The 18,475-nt window shown below is 57.9% G+C and carries 16 protein-coding genes and 2 pseudogenes; 4 read left to right on the top strand and 14 right to left on the bottom strand.

The features are described 5' to 3' along the window. Window positions 1–91: 91 nt before the first annotated feature. Together NW849_RS01290 and NW849_RS01295 are read right to left on the bottom strand one after the other, a co-directional pair. Window positions 92–349, bottom strand: a complete 258-nt coding sequence (locus NW849_RS01290; RefSeq protein ID WP_414334803.1) for a DUF3146 family protein — start codon at window positions 347–349, stop codon at window positions 92–94. Window positions 350–570: 221 nt separating this feature from the next. Beyond that, the gene (locus NW849_RS01295) at window positions 571–912 is read right to left on the bottom strand and encodes a DUF3155 domain-containing protein (protein ID WP_414355581.1); all 342 of its coding nucleotides are present in this window, start codon (window positions 910–912) and stop codon (window positions 571–573) included. Window positions 913–1,741: 829 nt separating this feature from the next. On the opposite strand from NW849_RS01295, the gene NW849_RS01300 reads away from it, so the two are divergent. After that, a complete protein-coding gene (locus NW849_RS01300) occupies window positions 1,742–2,233 on the top strand; it encodes a DUF4168 domain-containing protein (RefSeq protein ID WP_414355582.1) in 492 nt (163 codons plus the stop codon). Here NW849_RS01300 and NW849_RS01305 read toward each other — a convergent pair. After that, a complete protein-coding gene (locus NW849_RS01305) occupies window positions 2,223–4,001 on the bottom strand; it encodes a response regulator (protein WP_414355583.1) in 1,779 nt (592 codons plus the stop codon). The two genes, NW849_RS01300 and NW849_RS01305, sit on opposite strands and share 11 nt — an antisense overlap. 226 nt (window positions 4,002–4,227) lie before the next feature. On the opposite strand from NW849_RS01305, the gene NW849_RS01310 reads away from it, so the two are divergent. Both NW849_RS01310 and NW849_RS01315 read left to right on the top strand, forming a co-directional pair. After that, window positions 4,228–4,980 (top strand): hypothetical protein, encoded by a 753-nt coding sequence (locus NW849_RS01310; RefSeq protein ID WP_414355584.1) that lies wholly within the window; start codon window positions 4,228–4,230, stop codon window positions 4,978–4,980. Next, window positions 4,977–5,138, top strand: coding sequence for a hypothetical protein (locus NW849_RS01315; protein ID WP_414355585.1), 162 nt, complete (start codon window positions 4,977–4,979; stop codon window positions 5,136–5,138). Before NW849_RS01310 ends, NW849_RS01315 begins: the two co-directional genes overlap by 4 nt. Here the strand turns inward: NW849_RS01315 and lpxB are convergent. From lpxB to NW849_RS01360, 9 genes and pseudogenes are all read right to left on the bottom strand, one after another. Then, window positions 5,135–6,343, bottom strand: coding sequence for a lipid-A-disaccharide synthase (gene lpxB / locus NW849_RS01320; RefSeq protein WP_414355586.1), 1,209 nt, complete (start codon window positions 6,341–6,343; stop codon window positions 5,135–5,137). The genes NW849_RS01315 and lpxB overlap by 4 nt on opposite strands. A gap of 26 nt (window positions 6,344–6,369) precedes the next feature. After that, window positions 6,370–7,356 (bottom strand): acyl-ACP--UDP-N-acetylglucosamine O-acyltransferase, encoded by a 987-nt coding sequence (lpxA, locus tag NW849_RS01325; RefSeq protein WP_414355587.1) that lies wholly within the window; start codon window positions 7,354–7,356, stop codon window positions 6,370–6,372. A gap of 259 nt (window positions 7,357–7,615) precedes the next feature. Next, on the bottom strand, window positions 7,616–8,116 hold the full coding sequence (gene fabZ, locus NW849_RS01330; RefSeq protein WP_414355588.1) for a 3-hydroxyacyl-ACP dehydratase FabZ: 501 nt from the start codon (window positions 8,114–8,116) through the stop codon (window positions 7,616–7,618). A gap of 182 nt (window positions 8,117–8,298) precedes the next feature. Continuing rightward, window positions 8,299–9,180, bottom strand: a complete 882-nt coding sequence (gene lpxC / locus NW849_RS01335) for a UDP-3-O-acyl-N-acetylglucosamine deacetylase (RefSeq protein ID WP_414355597.1) — start codon at window positions 9,178–9,180, stop codon at window positions 8,299–8,301. A 14-nt stretch (window positions 9,181–9,194) separates the two neighbouring features. Beyond that, window positions 9,195–9,776, bottom strand: a complete 582-nt coding sequence (locus NW849_RS01340) for a hypothetical protein (RefSeq protein WP_414355589.1) — start codon at window positions 9,774–9,776, stop codon at window positions 9,195–9,197. Window positions 9,777–10,011: 235 nt separating this feature from the next. Continuing rightward, window positions 10,012–11,019 (bottom strand): annotated as a pseudogene (locus NW849_RS01345) (RRXRR domain-containing protein). Window positions 11,020–11,209: 190 nt separating this feature from the next. Beyond that, window positions 11,210–12,292, bottom strand: a complete 1,083-nt coding sequence (locus tag NW849_RS01350; protein ID WP_414355590.1) for an electron transfer flavoprotein subunit alpha/FixB family protein — start codon at window positions 12,290–12,292, stop codon at window positions 11,210–11,212. Between the two features lie 221 nt (window positions 12,293–12,513). Further along, on the bottom strand, window positions 12,514–13,338 hold the full coding sequence (locus NW849_RS01355) for an electron transfer flavoprotein subunit beta/FixA family protein (RefSeq protein ID WP_414331223.1): 825 nt from the start codon (window positions 13,336–13,338) through the stop codon (window positions 12,514–12,516). Between the two features lie 479 nt (window positions 13,339–13,817). Further along, window positions 13,818–14,900, bottom strand: a complete 1,083-nt coding sequence (locus NW849_RS01360; protein WP_414355591.1) for an ABC transporter substrate-binding protein — start codon at window positions 14,898–14,900, stop codon at window positions 13,818–13,820. A gap of 270 nt (window positions 14,901–15,170) precedes the next feature. On the opposite strand from NW849_RS01360, the gene argS reads away from it, so the two are divergent. Further along, window positions 15,171–16,967 (top strand): arginine--tRNA ligase, encoded by a 1,797-nt coding sequence (gene argS, locus NW849_RS01365; protein WP_414355598.1) that lies wholly within the window; start codon window positions 15,171–15,173, stop codon window positions 16,965–16,967. A 283-nt stretch (window positions 16,968–17,250) separates the two neighbouring features. Here the strand turns inward: argS and NW849_RS01370 are convergent, their stop codons facing one another. Both NW849_RS01370 and NW849_RS01375 read right to left on the bottom strand, forming a co-directional pair. Continuing rightward, window positions 17,251–17,616 carry a hypothetical protein gene (locus tag NW849_RS01370; protein WP_011433539.1) on the bottom strand — a complete coding sequence of 122 codons (366 nt, stop codon included), beginning with the start codon at window positions 17,614–17,616 and terminating at the stop codon, window positions 17,251–17,253. A gap of 37 nt (window positions 17,617–17,653) precedes the next feature. Further along, window positions 17,654–18,475: pseudogene (locus NW849_RS01375) on the bottom strand (hypothetical protein); the annotation flags it as partial.

Below are 18,475 nucleotides of genomic sequence, written 5' to 3' on the forward strand. Positions count from 1 at the left end.
CCTGTATTCCCAGTCACCCTAACAGGTGCCTTCCAATGCTCAGCCCCGGTCTTCGGTGCTGGGCAAAAGCTCTGTGCAGCTTGAGAGGAGTTCACAAGCTGCTGCGAATCACAAACGAATAGTTGCTGCCCGGTTCCAGCAGATAGTCCGATTTTTCCAGAAAACGGCTCAAGGGCTCGCAAATCAAAGCCCGCCCCACAGAGGGTTCCACCTTGAGCTCCCCGGCCCGAAAGCACCAGCAAAAGCGCCAAACCCAACCGTTGGCGTTGACTTCCCCCTCAATGGCCCCCTCTTGCCAAGAGCGGCGGGTAATTTGGACATGGGCAGTGGTTTGAGGCAGTCGGCTCATCCGGCATCTCCCGACGAGATCCCTTGTAGGGTAGCGCGTGGTGCCCTTGCTGCCGCCAGCAGGTCGAGTATGGCGAGTGAGGCAGCAGGAGCTCAACCCGTGGGGAGGGATCCCGTACACAGGGTCAGTTCTTTCGATCTTCTGAGAGCGGCTGCAACAAACCCCCCAGGGTAGGGGGGCTGTTTCCTGAGCTCCTGCTAATAGGAAAAGCTGGTCAGAGGCTAGCGAGCGGCAGTTGCAAGAACCTTCGAGGATTTTTTCTCCGGCTTCTCAGCCGCAACCTCCGCTAGCAAAGCTCGCAGGCTGGGAAAAAGGAAGTGGTTTTCCTCGACATATTGCGCGCCGAACAACCCCTTCTCCGCCCAAAAAAACCGATCAACGGTATGCTCATTTCGCCGCACCAAAATCAGCGCGGGGGGCTGAATAGACTTTTCCTGAATATACTTTCGAGCAGCGGTTACAGACTTCTCTTCACCACTGTCCAGATTAAATTGAGGAATGTGATCTAAAATTTTGCGCCCTTCCAGACGACGGCGACTCTTACGCTTTCTTCTCCTAACCAATGTAAGCCTCCTGTAGAAGGATGACCGAACAACCGCAACCGCAAAGAATATATCAGCGCTGCTTAAGAAAAGCAATAACTTTTACCCATTTTTGTTATCATCTTTTACAAAGGCAATAAAGACAGCAGTCGCCCTCAAAGCCCTTGAAGGGTTACTTATGGACGCGCCCAAAAAAATCTAATCGGGAACCTTTCTCCGAACAAAAAATCCTCCAACAATCGCCTGCAAAGAGAGCTGGCGATTGGGCGTTTGCTAGGTTGACTGCTGATATTGATAGGGGATCCACGGGCTCTGACACCTGCGAAGAAAGTCAGATGCCGATGTGGGAGATCCGCATCAAATCTGGCCCCTAGCCTAACATTAACAAAAACGATACTCAACAGAACATATACCTAAGCTCAGCTTCAAGACAACCCCCTTTGGGCTGAAGTGCTAAGTCAATTGCCAATGCTGCAAGTCTGGAGCTGCTCAACCGAGGAGAGAAAGGGGCACTCCGGTGCCGGGCTACCGTTGAACAGCGCATGTAAGACTGTACAACCAACTTCTTGTTTCTACAAGAGATCCACTGCAGATCCCCAGCATGTCCACACAGCCCTTTCGCGAGTTCATCCTGGGAGCCCTGGAGTGAGGAGTTCTGGTACCGTAGGGATTGGATAGATCCCGCGCCAGGTGACCGGCAAGCTGGAATGGGCTTGATGGGCTGCCAGGACTGCGCTGAACCGATTAGACGGAATTCAGGCATCTTGCTAGCCTTACTTCAGGCTTGGCTGCGCCTCAAGGACTTAAGTCTATTTGGGTTTATCTTGTCTGGGTCTAGGGAGTTTTGGGCATGATGAAATTTGGATTGCTGATGGGTCTGGGACTCAGCCTGGGATCCCTGCCGGTTTGGGCACAGGGAGCAACCCCGCTGCCTAGCCCTGCTGCCACTGCTTCTCCAACTTCGGGGGAGGCTCCGGCCACAGCAACTCCTAGCCCTCTGGCATCTCCGACTCTAACCCCAGAGCAAGTCACCGATGCCCAGGTGGAACAGTTGGTGCGGATTTTGTTGGAGTTGGATCCCCTGATTCGGGAAGCCAGCGCCCAACTGCGGGAAACCCAGAACGAGGAAGAGTACGAGCAAATTATGCGGCGCACAGAAACCCAAGCCAGCCGCATTGTTGAAGAGCAAGGGCTGACGGTGCTTCAATACCGCGAATTGATGACCTTGGCCAACGAAAATCCCGTCCTCAACCAGCGGGTTCGTGTGCGCTTGCAAGAAGTTTTGCAGGAAGGGGAAGCTTCCAACTCTCCAAAGCCGGCTACCCCGACGCCTACACCCTAGGCTGAGCTGGCTTGCCTTGGCCAAAGGCAGGGAGAACCTGAGGCAGCCGCAAAGTAAAACAGGTGCGATTGGCCTCGCTGTTGAGGTGAATGCTTCCTTGCAACAGGCTTACCCGCTGCTGCACGAGGGCCAACCCCAACCCTGTCCCCCCTTGCCGCCAGGGATCCACGCTGGGCACCCGATAGAACTTCTCGAATACCCGCTTTTGTTCTTCTGGAGGAATGGTTACGCCGGTGTTGAGGACTTGGATTTCCAGGTGGTCGGGATGGTACATGGCCTGAAGGCTGATCAGGTGCTCAGCAGGGGTGAATTTACATGCATTTTTCAGCAATTCCGCCAGCACCGACTTTAGCACTCCCGGCAGAGTAAAAATGGCAGGCAGTTCTGGAGGGATCCCAAGGCTGAAGCGCTGATGGTGACTATGGGCCTCCTGAGCAAAGGGCTCTGCGATCTGGGGCAACCACTCTTTCAGCTCCAACCAGCAGGGCTGCTGTGAACCGTTCGCGTTAGCGGGACGGAGTCCCTTGAGCACCTCTAACTGCTGCAGTTCCAGCAGATCCTCGACCAGTTTGATCTCCCGCTCGCATTCGTTGTCCAACACCTTCAAGTACTGAGAGATCTTGGCCGGATCCGGGGATCGGGCAGCGCTCTGAGCAGGCAGCAGAACGGCGCTGAGCAGGCGGATGGCCATTTTCATGTTGGAAAGAGGAGTGCGCAGCTCGTGGGACACCGTGCTAAGGAAGTCATTTTTTAGGCAATCCAGCCGCTGCAATTCCTGTACCTGGCGCTCCAGTTGGGCGGTGCGGGCCTGTACCTTTTCTTCCAGGGTGCGGTTCAGCTCCTGAACCTGTTGGAACAATTCCGCCTGCTGAATGGCAATGGAGAGGTGATCGGCCAAGGCCAAGATCAGATCCTGATTGGTGGCCAACCAACCGGGACGTGCCGTTTTCAGTTGCAGGCACAGGCTGCCCCAAAGGGTGGGGTGGGCCGAGTCAGATTCGGGGCTTTCGCCGCCGTAGAGCGGTACCAGCAGCCAACTGCCAGGATAGGCTTTGGCCATGGCGGAGATGTAGACCCAGCCTTTGGCTTGGTCGGCTGCCTCCAGCAACACCACTTTCCCCTGCTTCAGTTGCCGGGCAATGGGGCTTTCGGAATCGGGGATCTGACAACCCAGATAGCCGTCGGGCTGAGGGGGATATTCGGAGACAATGCGCCAATGCTGTTGCTGAGGCCGATAGATGCTGATGCTCACCCGATCCGCCTCTAGCAGATGGCAAATCTCGCGGGTGGCAACGGCAAAGATCTGATCCGACTGCAGAGAGGTGCGAATGGCCCGGACGACACGGTTTAGGGCTTGCTCGCGGGCCGCCTGTTGGCGTAGGTTCAACAAGTTCTGGCGGGCCTTGAGCAGGTGTCGGATGCGCTGACGCATCACCGGCCAGTGAATGGGCTTGGTAATGTAGTCGCTGGCTCCGGCAGCAAAGGCTTTGTCTACGGAAGCTTGATCCTCGAGCGAGGTGATCATCAAGCAGGGTAGATCCGCATCCAGAGCCTGCAAGCGTTGGCAACACTCGAACCCATCCATGCCGGGCATGAGGGCATCCAGCAGGGCAATTTGAGGCTGAGTTTGACTGAAGAGCAGCAGGGCTTGGTCGCCGTCTTCGGCCTCTGCCACTCGATAGCCTTCATGAACCAACAGGTGGGTCAAGTACCCGCGTATGAATGGGTCGTCATCGGCCAGCAGCACCGTCGGCGAAGCATTTGGCAACGGATATCCAGAACTGGGGATAGGTGGAGATTGCACAAAATTCACTCCACAGAGTTGGCCGTTCGCGACAGCGGTGCAGAGCACTAAGGCTTTTTTGCACGCAAAAGGGATCCCTGACCCCTCTCCAGCCTAGTCTATCGCGACAGCGGTGCGGAGCACTTTAAAACCCCAAAGCGTGAGGGGATCCCTTGGACAGACCTATTTCCGTCAGGATCGGCGAGGTGGTGTGAGGAGTTGCCGTAACGGTTTTGGAAGCGGATCCGGTTCAGGTGGGGGGCTATCCTGCACTGTAACCTACCAAGGCTATCGCTTTGATATCGGTGGGCACCGCTTTTTCTCCAAGTCGGCGGAAATTGAGGCCCTGTGGACGGAAATTTTGGGCTCGGAAATGCAGGTTTGTCGGCGGCTTTCCCGCATTTTTTATCGAGGTGTTTTCTTTGATTATCCGATTCGACCTGCGGATGTCTTTGCCAAACTGGGGCCAGGGTTTACCAGTCTCTGTCTGCTCAGCTACCTAAAGGCGCGCCTCTTTCCCAGGCTCAATCCCGTATCTTTTGAAGATTGGGTCATCAACCAGTTTGGGGAACGGCTGTACCGCACTTTTTTTAAGACCTACACCGAGAAGGTGTGGGGGATCCCCTGTCATGAGATCAGCGCCGACTGGGCAGCCCAGCGGATCAAGGGTCTGTCGATGGCTTCTTTGATCCGTAAAACCTTTTTCCCCAACCGAGAGGGGGTGATCAAAACCCTGATCGATCGCTTTCGCTATCCTCGCCTAGGGCCAGGCCAGATGTGGGAGCGCGTTCAAACCTTGCTGGCAGAAGCCGGGCAGCCGGTACAACTGGATCGCAAGGTTACAACCAAGGCTATCAAGCTCACATCCAGACCATTCGGGCCTTTTTGGAAGAGGCACTGCCCAATTTGCAGGTGGCAGGTCGCAACGGCATGCACCGCTATAGTAACCAAGATCACGCCATGATGACGGGCCTCTTGGCCGCTCGCAACATTGTGGCAGGGGAACGGCGCTACGATGGGTGGCGGGTCAACCAAGATGCTGAGTATCTGGAAGAGGAGGATTCGACAGCGGCCTTGGCGGGAGGACGGGCCGTGCCCCAGGTGCTGGGTCGCCGGAGTTAGCGGCGGAAGGGATCCTGCTTCGATCCAGCTTCGCCATCCAACACCTCTAGGATGGCCTTGGCAGCGCGAGCCAGAACGCCGGGTTCTCCTAGGGCTGCCCGCATCGCGGCGTAGTCGGCCTGCAGTTGGGCTTTGCGTTCGGGCCGAGTTAGCAACTCCAGCGCCAGTTGGGCAATCTTCTCTGGCTGGGCCTGCTCCTGCAGCAACTCCGGGACAATGGGGCGCATCTGCACCAGGTTGGGCGGAGACATGAAGGGCACCGACACCCTCAGCCAATGGCGGGCGATCCAGAAGGTGAGGGGGTTAAGGCGATAGATCACCACCTGGGGGATCCCTAAGATGGCCGTTTCCAAGTTCACCGTGCCGGACTTGGCCAACACCAAATCAGCCGCTGCCAAGGCGAGGTGATGGGCTTTGTGGGGGGAGAAGAAGGGCAGAGCTTGGGGATCCAAAAGGGTGAGGTTTAACCCAAGACGGTGGGCAGCCCGCGCGATTGGGGCAGCAAAACGGGGCGAGGCCAAGGGCACCCAAAACTGCACTTGGGGCAGGTGAGCTTGCAGCAACTGGGCCGCCTTGAGCAGGACAGGCAGAACCGAGCGCAGCTCTTGCCGCCGCGAAGCCGGCACCACCACCACCACTGTAGCCTCGGCAGGGATCCCCAACTGGGCTCTGGCTGCAGCACGGCTGGGCACAGCGGCCAAAATATCCAACAGGGGATGGCCCACATACTGGACATGGGCTCCTGCCGCCGCGTAGTAGCGGGCTTCCTCAGGGAAAATTGCCAACATCAGCCGCATCTGCTGGGCCAGTTGGTAGGTGAGGCGGGCGTCCTGCGACCACACCCACTCTTGGGGGGCAATGTAATAGACAGCAGGGATCTGCCGCCGTTGCAGCAGACGGGCAATGCGGCTGTTGACGCCGATGTAGTCCACCAGCACAGCCACATCTGGCGGGTCTTGGGCCAAAAAGCGGCGAATCTTCCATTCCGTCCAGAGGGCGGGGCCGATAAAGGGAAGAGCCTCTAAAATGCCAACGGAGCTGATCTCGGTAGTGCGGTGCAATAAACGGGCCCCGGCAGCAGCCATGCGCTCTCCCCCGACCGCTGTGATGCGCAGTTGAGGGCGCTGGCGCAGCAATTCTTCAATCAGATGGCCGGCCTGCAGATCCCCTGAGACCTCGCCCGTGCAGATGAACAGGTGGCTCACCAGAGCTACACTCCCGACCGCAGTTCTCAATCATCCAGCTCTGAAGTGCTCCGCATCGCTGTCGATAAGGAATCTTCCCCTCTCCCGCGTAGGGCCGGCAGAGGGCCTCGTCGTTGCGGCTGCGAGAGGGAGTCTTCCAAAAATTGCAGCAGATGTTGCAGGGATCCCGTCTCGTCCACCCACTCTTTCCCCTGCAGAGAAAGGATGTGGCGCTCTCCCTCCGCACCGCCGCTACGAACAACACACAGGCTGCTGCGCAGCGTTTGCAGCGCTTTTTCCAAAGGCAACCCTGAGCGGTACAAAAATCGGTAGACCTGCCGCAGCAAGGGCAGGGATCCCTCCATCCCTTTGGCTCGCCGCAACCCCACCAAATTCAGACCGCGAATGCGGGCTGGATGTCCTTCCACCAACATGTAGGGGGGAACGTCGCGGTCAACCCGGCTCATCGCCCCCACCATGGCCAAGCGCCCGATGCGGGTGAACTGGTGGATCCCGACCATGCCGCCGATGCGGGCTTGAGACTCGATGTGGATGTGGCCGGCCAAAGAGACAGCATTGGTAATCACCACCTGATTTTCGATGACGCAGTTGTGGGCGACATGGGTGTAGGCCATCAGCAGGTTGTGATCTCCGATCAGGGTGGCTTCCCCTTCATTGGTGGCCCGGTTGATGGTGACAAACTCGCGGATGCGATTGCCTCTGCCGATCACCACTTGAGAGGGGGCGCCGCTGTACTTCAGATCCTGAGGCTCGGTGCCCACAACTGCTCCCGGAAAAATGTGGTTGTCCTCGCCGATTTCCGTCCAGCCATCGATCACCACATGGGCTCCCACCACCGTATGGGCAGCGATACGAACATGCTCGCCGATCACCGCATACGGGCCAACCTGCACCGTCTCGTGTAGCTCAGCTTTCGGATGGATCACCGCGGTGGGATGAATCCGCTCGCGTGAGCGGTGCGGCGCACTTGCAGAGGCGTTGGGAGTGGATCCCGCTGAAGCGAACGAACTCATTTCCAACCTAGCCAGCAACTGTGGTTACGCTCCCAACCCCGCGAAGGATCACCAAGGCTTGACTCCGGGGGAGATCAACCTTAGAGCTACGCTCCGCCATCGTGACCAATAGGCTGCCACCCCAACGCAGCAATATGTCTACCGTATCCCGACAGAAAGGCGCAAGCAGTCCCCGAGCCATCTCCCTATGCCAACACTTTATCTCAATTGGTGAGAAGACCCACAGCAGAGCGCCTCTCGGATGGCCGCTGTTTGTCCCTCAATCCACCAGGGAAAACATCAGTTCCCCCTCGGTCACCAGTTGCCCTCCCACCTGAGCGCGGCAGAACATCTTGCCAATGCGCCTCTGGCGAATGGTGAGCAAGTCGGCAGAGAGCAGCAGTTGATCCCCCGGCAGCACCGGGCGGCGAAAGCGAACACCATCGATCCCGGCAAACAGGGCCAAGCGCCCGGCCACGTCCGGCAACTTGGTCAACACGATCCCCCCTACCTGGGCCATAGCCTCGACGATCAGGACGCCGGGCATGATGGGTCGGTTGGGGAAATGCCCCTGAAAAAAGGGCTCGTTGAAGGTGACGTTTTTCAGGCCCACTGCCCGTTGCCCCGGTTGATACTCCACAACCCGATCCACCAGCAAAAAAGGATAGCGATGGGGCAAGATCTCCAAAATCTGCTCCGTTGTGAAGACAGGGGGAGCAGTTGCCAATTGAGCGGCTGCCTCAGCCGAGAGAAGGGGAGGAGGGGAGACATCAGAGGCCATGGTGAACCCGTGGAGACAGAAGACAAAACTGAAACCCCGGATGGGGAGGAAGCAGGCCAGAACTCAGCCAAAAGAGCACCCAGGGATCTACGGAGAAGAGATCAAGAGATTCCAATAGAGCGGATCCCCTTGAAGAAAAGTGCTCGGCACCGCTGTCGCACCTGAGGATGGCAGGGTTGTGGCTACGCAACCGGATCTCTTTCTCCCCCTTGCTCTTCATGGATCAGCAGGGATCCACTCTTGAGCAACTGCTCGGCCAAACGGTGGTGCAGGGCATGGCCCGCCTTGTAGGCCACAATGTGCCCCTGCAGTCGGCAGCCCAGGAGGCTGAGATCTCCTAGTAAATCTATCAGCTTATGGCGCACCGGCTCATCTGGGTAGCGCAATGGCCCCAACCACTCGGTTTGGCTACAGACAATGGCATTTTCCAGGCTGCCCCCCTGGATTAGCCCCCGTTCCCGGGCCAGCTCCACATCCTGCTGGCGGGCGAAGGTGCGGGCCGGCGCAATGGACTGGACAAAATCCGGCCTGTTCTCCCTCCAGCTCAGCCACTGTTCTCCAATCGGGCAATCGGCAAAATCGATGCCATAGGTAAAGCGGGCTGTAGGATGGGGGAGGGCGCTGACAAAGGCTTCCCCCGCCCAGACAGTGACCGGTTCTTGGATCACCCCCAGCAGGGCTGGCTGATCTTGGGCCTGGATCCCGACCTGGGCAATGGCCTCTACAAAGGGCAGGGCAGAGCCATCCAGAATCGGCAGCTCTGGCCCCTCCACCTCGATGCGGCAGTTGTCAATGCCCAGGATGTAAAGGGCGGCCAGCAGGTGTTCCACCGTCTGCACTTGAACAGAGGGGGATCCCTGCTGCAGCAGGGTGCAGAGATGGGCAGGGGCCAGGGATCCCAACTGGGCCGGGATCTCAGGGGATCCCGGTCGATCCACCCGCACAAACACCCGACCGCTGCCGACAGGAGCTGGATGCAGGCTGCAGCGAATCGGCAGGCCGGTGTGCAGGCCAACGCCTTCCAGAGAAATAGAGCTGGCTAGGGTGTGTTGCCGGCCTCTCATCATGCTCCGCACCGCTAGTGCAAACGCTCTTGGCCCCGGTCGAAAACGCGGTAATACAGCTCCCGATAGCCCACGCGCAGGTTACTGCCGGCATCTGCCAACTTGGCTTTGTGACTGCGGGTGCCGTAGGCGCTGAACACCTCGTAGGTATCTCCCTCAAAGAAAAAGGAAGAGACATCGGACACCTCTTCGCCCCCCAGCAACTGCCAGCGCCCCTGGCGAAACTGCAGCCGGTAGTGGGCTCTATCCAAGCTGCCGGAAGGACGGTCGATCATGGCGTCGATGCTGCCCTCGTAGAAGGGCTCTGCACCACCATCGTGAACCGACACCTCCACAGCGATATCTCGGTAACGGCAGTTGGGCCGGTTGCACAGGCGAATTGAGCGCATGGCCTCGGCAATGGCTTCCAGCCGCTGCCGCGCTACGGTCAGGGAAAGGTGCTCTATACCCCCATCGCGAGCGAGCTGGGGCGACACCTGAGCCGCCTCTGCCACTGTGGAGGGCAACGAATGGGCAGCCAACGCCGGGGATCCCCAGCAGCATCCCACCAACACCAGACAGATCAAGCTCAGCCAACAACGGTATGCGGATCCCATGAACACAATCTATGACCAAGAAAACTGGGTTGCAAGCCCTGCCCTAGGGCCTACGGCCCGCTGACGCGACTAGGGCGGCTTTGTGCTATGGCGCAGTGTCAACAGGAAAAGTATCTGGGAGTTCATCCCAGCAGTTGGGGTCATGGCATCCCCCACCACTCGCAAGAGTGGTGTAGCCCAGGAAGTGGGAATCATCCTGCAACCCGGAAAAGAATCCCTGCCCTTTAGGTCGGCTTTATTTGTTTCTTCTGTAGAACCTCCAAGAACAGAAGCTCAAACACTTTACGTCTTCTTTCCTGGCGCTCTGGGTTAGCCTTTTCCCATCCTCCAACCGATGCAGACTTACTCTTCCAGCAGAACTGCCTCCGACAAAGGTGAGCCCAAACTTGGGGTGGCGCACTAAACTACCCCGCCTCAAACCTAAGCTCAGCATACCCCCGTAGGAAAGTCTTTTCCCTCCTTTGCCCGGTTGCAAACGATGCAGTTGACGACGATGAAACCGCAGAGGAACGACCATAAGCATCTGCTGATTGTCCGGCTGCAGGTGCCCCCCGGTCACGGAGTTGGCTAACACCCACGCATCCACGCAGTGGGCCGCAAACACTTCGGCGGTCTTTTTGTTGGTTTTCTGCAAACCCAAGGCATCCCGCATCTGCTGGGTTTCCCACCCTGAGCGGGTTAGTACCTGTCCCAGATTGGCTAGCTGCCGATAGAACCATTGCTTACCCACCTCTGAGGGAGAGAAAGACACGTCCCAGCGGCGCTTGCCACGGGTCTTCGCCTTAATGTCCTCAACCACAAATACGGATACGGGAAACAACTGGCTTAGCCACCGAGCCAGACGTAGCTTCCACTGCCAGCGAGCCTTGGTGGAAGGGGGCAACCCACCCCTGGCGCGATTAAACCTGGGTTGACGACAGGGCGTTTGGCGATACCGTCGCGCTCGACGCATGATGCGCCGTTGTTCGACATGCTCCTTCACCCAGGTGACCGCGTCCGCTTGGAGGTTCAGGTAGGTCTGTGCGGCGGATTTAACCGACCACCCCTCTTTCTTGCTCCCTGGGTCAATGCCGACGGCTATGGGTTGGGTTTGCCGGTCAGAAGGCTCCACGTTAAGCCGGACTCAAAACACCCCTCTCTTCCAAAAGGGAGTAGCCTTGCCGGTCTTAATCCACCTTCTGGCTCGACTGGGTGTGGTCGGCATGAGCGGGTTTTGGTTGTGGTCTACGACAGGCACAAACATGCGGTAAGTCTCCTACTCGGAGTATGTACGTCCCTTCGCCACTGACCAACGTAGAGGTAGCCAACTAGGGAAGCATTCGCTACGTACTGTGGGCTGCCACGCCCAGTCGGCTCAGTCCCCTTCAATCGCCCTCCATGACTGGGTTGCTTGGGCAGGCTAGTCTTTCCTTGCCCTTGGGGTTTCAGGCTGGCTAGACCTTACTTCCACAAGCCCCCACCTTTAGCTGGGGGTACTTGACCTGCTGGATCTGACGGATCAGTTCGGGTACCACCTGGTAGAGATCCCCGACGATACCGTAGTGGGCAAATTTGAAGATGGGGGCAGAGCTGTCTTTGTTGATGGCGATGATCGTCTGGGATTTGTCCATGCCCACGCGATGCTGGATGGCTCCGGAAATGCCGCAGGCAATGTAGAGCTGAGGTCGGACGGTCTTGCCGGTTTGGCCCACTTGATGGGCGTAGGGGATCCACCCAGAATCCACGGCCTTGCGGGAGGAGCCGACGGCGCTGTTGGGGAAACAAGCGGCCAACTCCTTCAACAGCTCAAATCCCTCTGGGGATCCCAGCCCGTAGCCGCCGGAAACAATTACCTTGGCGCGGGTGAGATCCACCGCCTGGGACAGGTTGCGCACCGTTTCCACAATCTGCAGGCTCAGGTCGCCGGGATCCAAGTTGACCGGCACCGGGATCACGTCCCCCTGGCGGGATCCATCCCAGGGCAGAGGCACCATCACCCCTGGGCGCACCGTGGCCATTTGGGGGTTTTTCCACGGGCCGAGGATGCGGGCCTTGAGAGATTCGCCAAAGCTGGGCCGGATGGCGTAGAGGCAGTCGGGGAAGAGGCCAGACTTGCTCGGATCTTTGCTATTGGTGTACTCGAAGGGGCCGATGTCCAATTCGGTGCAGTCTGCCGTCAGGCCGGTCTCCAGGTGGGCGGCCAAGCGAGGGGCCAGATCTCGCCCGGTGGTGGTGGATCCCAGCAGGATGGTGTGGGGTGGTTGGGGCCAGCTTTTGATCAAGTCCGTGATCACCCGGCGGTAGGGCAAGGTGCGGTATTCGGCCAACTCCGGATGATCGGCAATGAAGACTTGATCTGCCCCGTGGCCGATCAGGATCGAGGGCAAATGGGCAATGTTGTGTCCAAGAACAAGGGCACTCAGGGTGGCTCCCAGCTTATCGGCCAGCCGCCGCCCGGCTCCCAACAACTCTAAGCCGATGGGCTGCAATTCCCCATTCACCTGCTCCGCGAAGACCAATATCCGCTTGCGATCCATAGAACCGTGACTCCTAAGTTGAGATCGGGATTGAATCGGGTCGAGGGCAATCTTGGGTGTTGCAATTGCGACGAGGTCAGCAGAGTCTTTCTGAGTTAACTTTTCACTGCCCAAAACCGGGAGCTTTCGCCGGCTAGCCACCCTGGGATCGATAGATGAGACGATGAGGATTGAAAGGTGATGGAGATAAGAATTGGCCAGAGGGATGCAAGGCAGAAGATCTAGGAAGTTGCCGCGTAGCGGAAGAGGTCAACGGCCTGAGTTAGTTGGTTGACCAGTTGGGGGACGGACTGCCCTTGAAAGATCTGACAGTTGCCGCCAATTTCCCCCACTTTTTCGGTGGCAGCCACGATGGTCGGAGATCCCTTGAGACCGCAGCGCTCCGGGTCTGCCCCCACATCGTCCAAGTTGAGGATCTGGATCGCCTCGGCCCGTGCCGCCTCATCCCGCATCAGCCGCTGCACCCGCTGCACACCCCGTAGGGTGGGGTAGGCCAAACGCCGAGCGGAATTGGCCACCGTGATCAAAACCGGCAGGGGCACCATCACGATCTGGGATCCCCCTTCAATGGCCCGCCGCGCCACCAGGATCCCATCCCGAATCTCGAAGGCTTCGCAATAGGTGACCTGAGGGATCCCCAATCGCTCCGCCAGTTGTGGCCCCACCTGGGCCGTATCGCCGTCGGTGGTCTGGAGCCCACAGAAGATCACATCAGGCCGGCCAGCATAGCGAACCGTCTGGGCCAGGGTATACGCTGTGGCTAGGGTATCAGAAGCGGCCAAGCGGCGGTCGGTCATCAAAATGCCCCGATCCACCCCGTGGGCAATTGCCTCGTAGAGCACCTCAATGGCCGGGGGTGGCCCCATTGTGATTGCCGTTACCCTTGCCCCATGCTGCCGTTTGGTTTGCAGGGCTGCTTCCAGCGCATAGCGATCGAAGGGGTTCAACATCCGCTTGGCCTTGGCGCGATCGATCGTGCCGTCGCTGTTGATGCCGGCCTTGGCATTTTGATCGGGAACTTGCTTAATCAGAACAAAAGTTTCCAAGGGCCCAAACTTCCTAGCGACCCTCTTCAGATTAAAAGGGATCCCTGAGCACCACAAACTTATTCAGCTTTTTTTCGGGATCGGAAAAGCTATCTCGACTTCAAGCACCCCTAAGCTACTCTTCCCAATACATCTGTTTCTCAGGTTTGATTTCATTGACATGCTCCCCATGCCCAAAGGCAGGGGCCTTACGGCGTTCTTGGGTAACCCTAAACAAAGTTCGAGACACTCCCCTACTGCTCCATGCCGCTTCCGGTCTCCCATCCACCAACGCGAACAGGTCTCCCGTCGGCCTCTTTCGGGAGCAGCCTGGGATCCCTGCCACGAAAAGCTTTGGGGATACTTCGCGGATGAGGGATCCAATAAGGACGCAGACCGCACCTGCAGCCAGAAATAGCCTCCCAGCAAGCAGGATAAGTTGGCCTGCACCGGCAAGCCAATAGACAGAGGCTTCAAAATCGTTGCTGGCCTAACCCAGATTATCCAATCATCCGCTCAGACTTGGGTGGGAGCAGACTTCCATCAAACACTTGCTCTAGAGAGGGCTTAGTGGGCAAGCCAAAGCCATCCACCACCTGAGCAATCGAGGTTTCCATACGAGCAGGCACTACATCCCCCAAACCAATTTGTCGCACCTCATCGGTAACAAACAGGCGCGGCATTGCCAGGGTAAGGCGCAATTTCTCAATTGCCGTATCCAGCACTTGTCCGTCGGCCTTGGCTTTGTCCAGAAGGGCCAACATATTGCCATCGGTATCACGAATAGTGTCTTGCCAACCCTTAACATACGCCCGCAAAAAAGCTTTGAGCTGCTCCGGTTTTTCCTGCAGCAATTGCACACGAGTGATGAGCGCATTGCCGTACAGCTCAAGGCCATAGTCGTTGTAAAGGAAAGCCGTGATGTCCTCCAAGCTGACGCCGCCCCGCACCAGATTGGGCATGGCTGAGGTCATAAAGCCGCTGATGGCATCCACCCGACCTTGGATGAGGAAAGGTTCGCGCAACTGCGGCTCCATAGTTACCCACTCCACCGAGCCCGGATCGATGCCGACTTGCTTGGCAAAGACCGGCCAGAGCCGACGCGGCGCATCCCCTGCCGGTGCTCCTAGCTTCTTGCCCGCCAGTTGGGCCGGCTCCCCAATGCCCTTATCTTTCAAGGTGTAGATGCCAAAGGGAGAGCGATTGAAGTGGACATAGATCGCTACCAAGGGCACGTCCGGATTTTTGGCATTGAACTCGATCATGGAGTAGGGATCCCCTTCCCCCAGGTCGTACTGGCCAGCGGCAATCTTGGTGATGGAATCGGCGGAGCCATAGCCGCGCTCGTAGGTGACCTCCAGCCCCTCTTCGGCGAAGTAGCCCTTCAAGATCGCCGTTACAAGGGGGGTATCCATCGAAGAGGGCAACCAAGAGAGGGTAAACTTCAGGGGCGTCAGTCCCTGGGAAACCAGAAGCGGCCCGCGGCTCTGAGCCCTCGCCTTTAGCCCTCCAACGGCAACCCAAGAGGCAGCCGCAGCAGCAGATTGAAGGAATTGACGACGCGACGATTTCGGGATGGACATATCTATATGCTCCACAGCACCTGGCTCAGTAGGGATCCGCAAACGGGAATGCGGCAAACAATGGAGTGAAGACTATAAGCAACCAACTTAGCAAGGCGGAGTCAAACTTCTGTATTTGAGGATACCTTTACCTGCTGGGGGATCCCCTTTTAGCCAAGGTGAGAACTCTGCCTTGGTCATGGCCGGTTCGTTGCCGGTATGATAGTGCTCCTGCTGCCGCAGGGATCCCGATCGCCATTGCTCTTAACTCACGTGTATCCCTCTTCAACCATGGCCATCCAATCCCCTTCCACCTCCCTGGTTCGCTTTCTCGCCGGTGCTGTATCTGAGGCCATTCGACAGGCAGCAGAAGCAGGCCAACTGGGATCCCTGGCTCCCCCACAAGCCGCAGCCATTGCCCCCGTGATCCAGATCCCCAATGACCCTCGCTACGGGGACTACGCCTGTCCCACCCCCCTGGGCATGGCCAAAGCCTGTCGCATGGCACCGACACAGATTGCCCAAACCCTGCAGAGCCATCTGGATCTGCCGGACATCGAAACCCAGGTGGCGGGGGCCGGGTTTATCAACTTCCGGCTGGGGGATCCCTTTTTGGCCGAGCGCCTGCAGGAGCTGCTGCATCTGGGAGAACACTTCGGCAAAACAGCCACCCCCCATCCCGAGCGCATTCTGCTGGAGTTTGTCTCCGCCAACCCGACGGGGCCTTTGCATGTGGGCCATGGGCGTTGGGCTGCCGTCGGCTCCACAGTGGCCAACCTGCTGCGCTGGACGGGGCACCAGGTGGAGCGGGAGTTTTACATCAACGATGCCGGCAACCAAATGCGGCTCCTGGGCCAGTCCCTCGAGGTGCGGGTGCGGCAACTGCAGGGGGAAGACATCGCTTTGCCGGAAGATGCCTATCACGGCACCTACTTGATCGAGATGGCCCAACGTCTCTTGGAGCAGGTGAAAGCCGGGATCCGCCCTCTGCCCACCACCTTGGAGGAATATATTGATTTGGCCTACGGGGAAATGCTGGCCTGGCAGAAGCAAACTCTCCAGCAATTGCGCACCGAGTTCGATCACTGGTTCAGCGAACGCCGCCTGCACACCCCGGATCCCGAGACGGGCCTGAGCGCCATCCAACAGACTTTACAGGAGCTGGAAGAACGCGGCTTTCTCTACAGGGCCAAGGCTCCCCGGGGTGAGGATCCCAAGCCAGGGGCAGAAGAAGCCGTTTATTTCAAAACCCAAGAGTTCGGTGACGACAAGGATCGGGTGGTGCAAAAAGCCGATGGGTCTTTTACCTACCTGGCCGCCGATATTGCCTACCATCGGGATAAAGTGCAGCGGGGATATCACCGGCTGATCAACATTCTTGGCTCGGATCACCATGGCTATATCGGCCGCTTAAAGGCGGCGGTGGGTGCCTTCAGCCCAGATGTCAAGCTGGAAATCTTGATTGGACAATTTGTCAAATTGTTCAAAACCGACCCGCAAACCGGTGAGAAAACCGAAGTGCGCATGTCCAAGCGCACCGGCAACTTTGTATCACTCAATGACCTGATCGAAGATCCAGAAATTGGCGTGGGGGTCGATGCAGCCCGCTGGTTTTTGCTTAGCAGCAGCATGGACAGCCCCATCAACTTCGATTTGGATTTGGCCGTCAAGCAAACTTTCGATAACCCGGTCGTGTATGTTCACTACAGCCATGCCCGCTGTTGCACTCTGCTGCGGCGGCTACAGGAAGAAGAAAAGGTTGAACTGACCAACAAAGTCCCTTTGACGGAGCAACAAAAACTGCCCTACAAAGAGCCAGAAGAGCGGGCCCTGCTGCTGCGCTTGTTGGCCTTGCCGGATGAGCTGATCGCCGCTGCCGAAGAGCGCGCTCCCCACAAGATCATCCGCTATGCAGAAGCCATCGCCGCCGATTTCAACAAGTTTTACGACAACTGCCGTATTTTGCCGCTCTTGAAAGAGGATCCCCTTTTGGCCCAAGCCCGCATCCAATTGGTGCAGGCCACGCAGCAGGTTTTGTTTAACGTCCTCACCGGCATTCTCGGCCTGAGCGCGCCGGAGTCTATGTGATTTACGAAGGAGTGCCGTAAGGCCCCCAGCTCACGCTCTGGGCGGAAGCCAGCTATAGCGGTCGCGAGTAGGTCAATTGCAATAAACCGTTCCACAACGCATAGTCATTTATCTCACCGTCAAGGTGAAACAAACGACCGGTTGCTTCCTGCTAAGGCCTCTGGCCCGCTAGCGCGATCAGTTGAAATAGATGGTAATAAAAACCACGACTGCTATCAGCCCCTTTGATTCCGGTAACGCCGATCCCCGTCTCGATGAGGGAGAGGAGATAGGGCTCAAGCGCCTAAGTTTCGACTCTGTGGGCGCGCAAGAGCAAGTTGGTTCCCAAGTCCTCTTGGGCTGCCCAAAAGGCGCAAATCCACCACGAAACCTCGTCTTGGCGATAAATGCCACAGGTGAAAGGATAAGGTTGCAAAATATTCGCCATCTGCGCTAAGGCCGGAACTTCCGCCATGTAGTCGGCCCACACTTGGGGATCCAAGGCTTCGTAGGTGAAATCGGAAGGAAAGAATGTGCAACTGGATTCCAGGCTGGGCCGGTTGGTCAGCAACAATTGAGCAGGATCTGAGGATTCACAGCCCAAGCGATCCCCGATCTGAAAGGTCAGTTGAAACAGGCGGTTAATCAGATCAAATTGCTCAGGGCTCATAAGTTCAGAATTCCTAACTTTCAGATTGGGATGGGCGTTAGAGTTGACAGGTGCGACGGCTGCGCTCCATTTCAGGCTCGATCCAAGAGAGGGCAAAATGGCTTACACAGGGCAACTGCGGAAAGCGGCGGGCCAGCTCTGCCATTTGCACTTCTAGGCTGGGGCGCTGTCGTTGCGACTGTCCCCATAGGCCGGCGATGGCCGGACAAACGAAGGTTTGGGGAGAAGCTACGGCCAAAACCTGCTCCACCTGCTGGGCTACACAAGTGGCATCCTCACACCTGGCATAGGACATTGGGTGCCATTCCATATCCGGATCAAAGCGATCCCAGGGTTGTAGTCGAGCGTCGAATCCTTCTCCTACTGCCTGGTTGCCTTCTGGGAAGAAGACAGCCCCCGCCGGGATCCCCAGCCTCTGGACGGGTTGGGCGACTTGCCGTAGATAATCGAGCACCCCATAGCGGGCAAACTCGACGCTGAGCTGCCAAAGCTGCTGCTGCCAGCGTTCTTGGCGAAGAGCGGCCCTGGGAGTCGGGGTGGGATCCCCCAATGGCTGCGGTGACTCCAATGAGTTGATGGAGGACAAATCTCCGCTCCGCTGCTCAGTTGCTGTGCTGTCTCTCTGGGCACCCCGATCCAAAAGCTCTAGGGAAAGCACCTGCTGAGGATTGGGCCAGGGATCCCCTGGCTGACGCCATCTGGGTTCCTCGGCGTAGGCGGCATCCAACTGCTGCACATCCCTCACCGTCACGTAGCCCTGGCTCAAATAGCGCTCCAGCAGCGCCCGACCCGCTGGATTTTCTGCCAAATCGAGGTAGGCTTTCCGAGCGGCCTCTCCGTGAATCCACAAGTCTCGGAC

The sequence above is a fragment of the Synechococcus sp. R55.3 genome, from assembly GCF_047461975.1.
GTDB lineage: Bacteria > Cyanobacteriota > Cyanobacteriia > Thermostichales > Thermostichaceae > Thermostichus.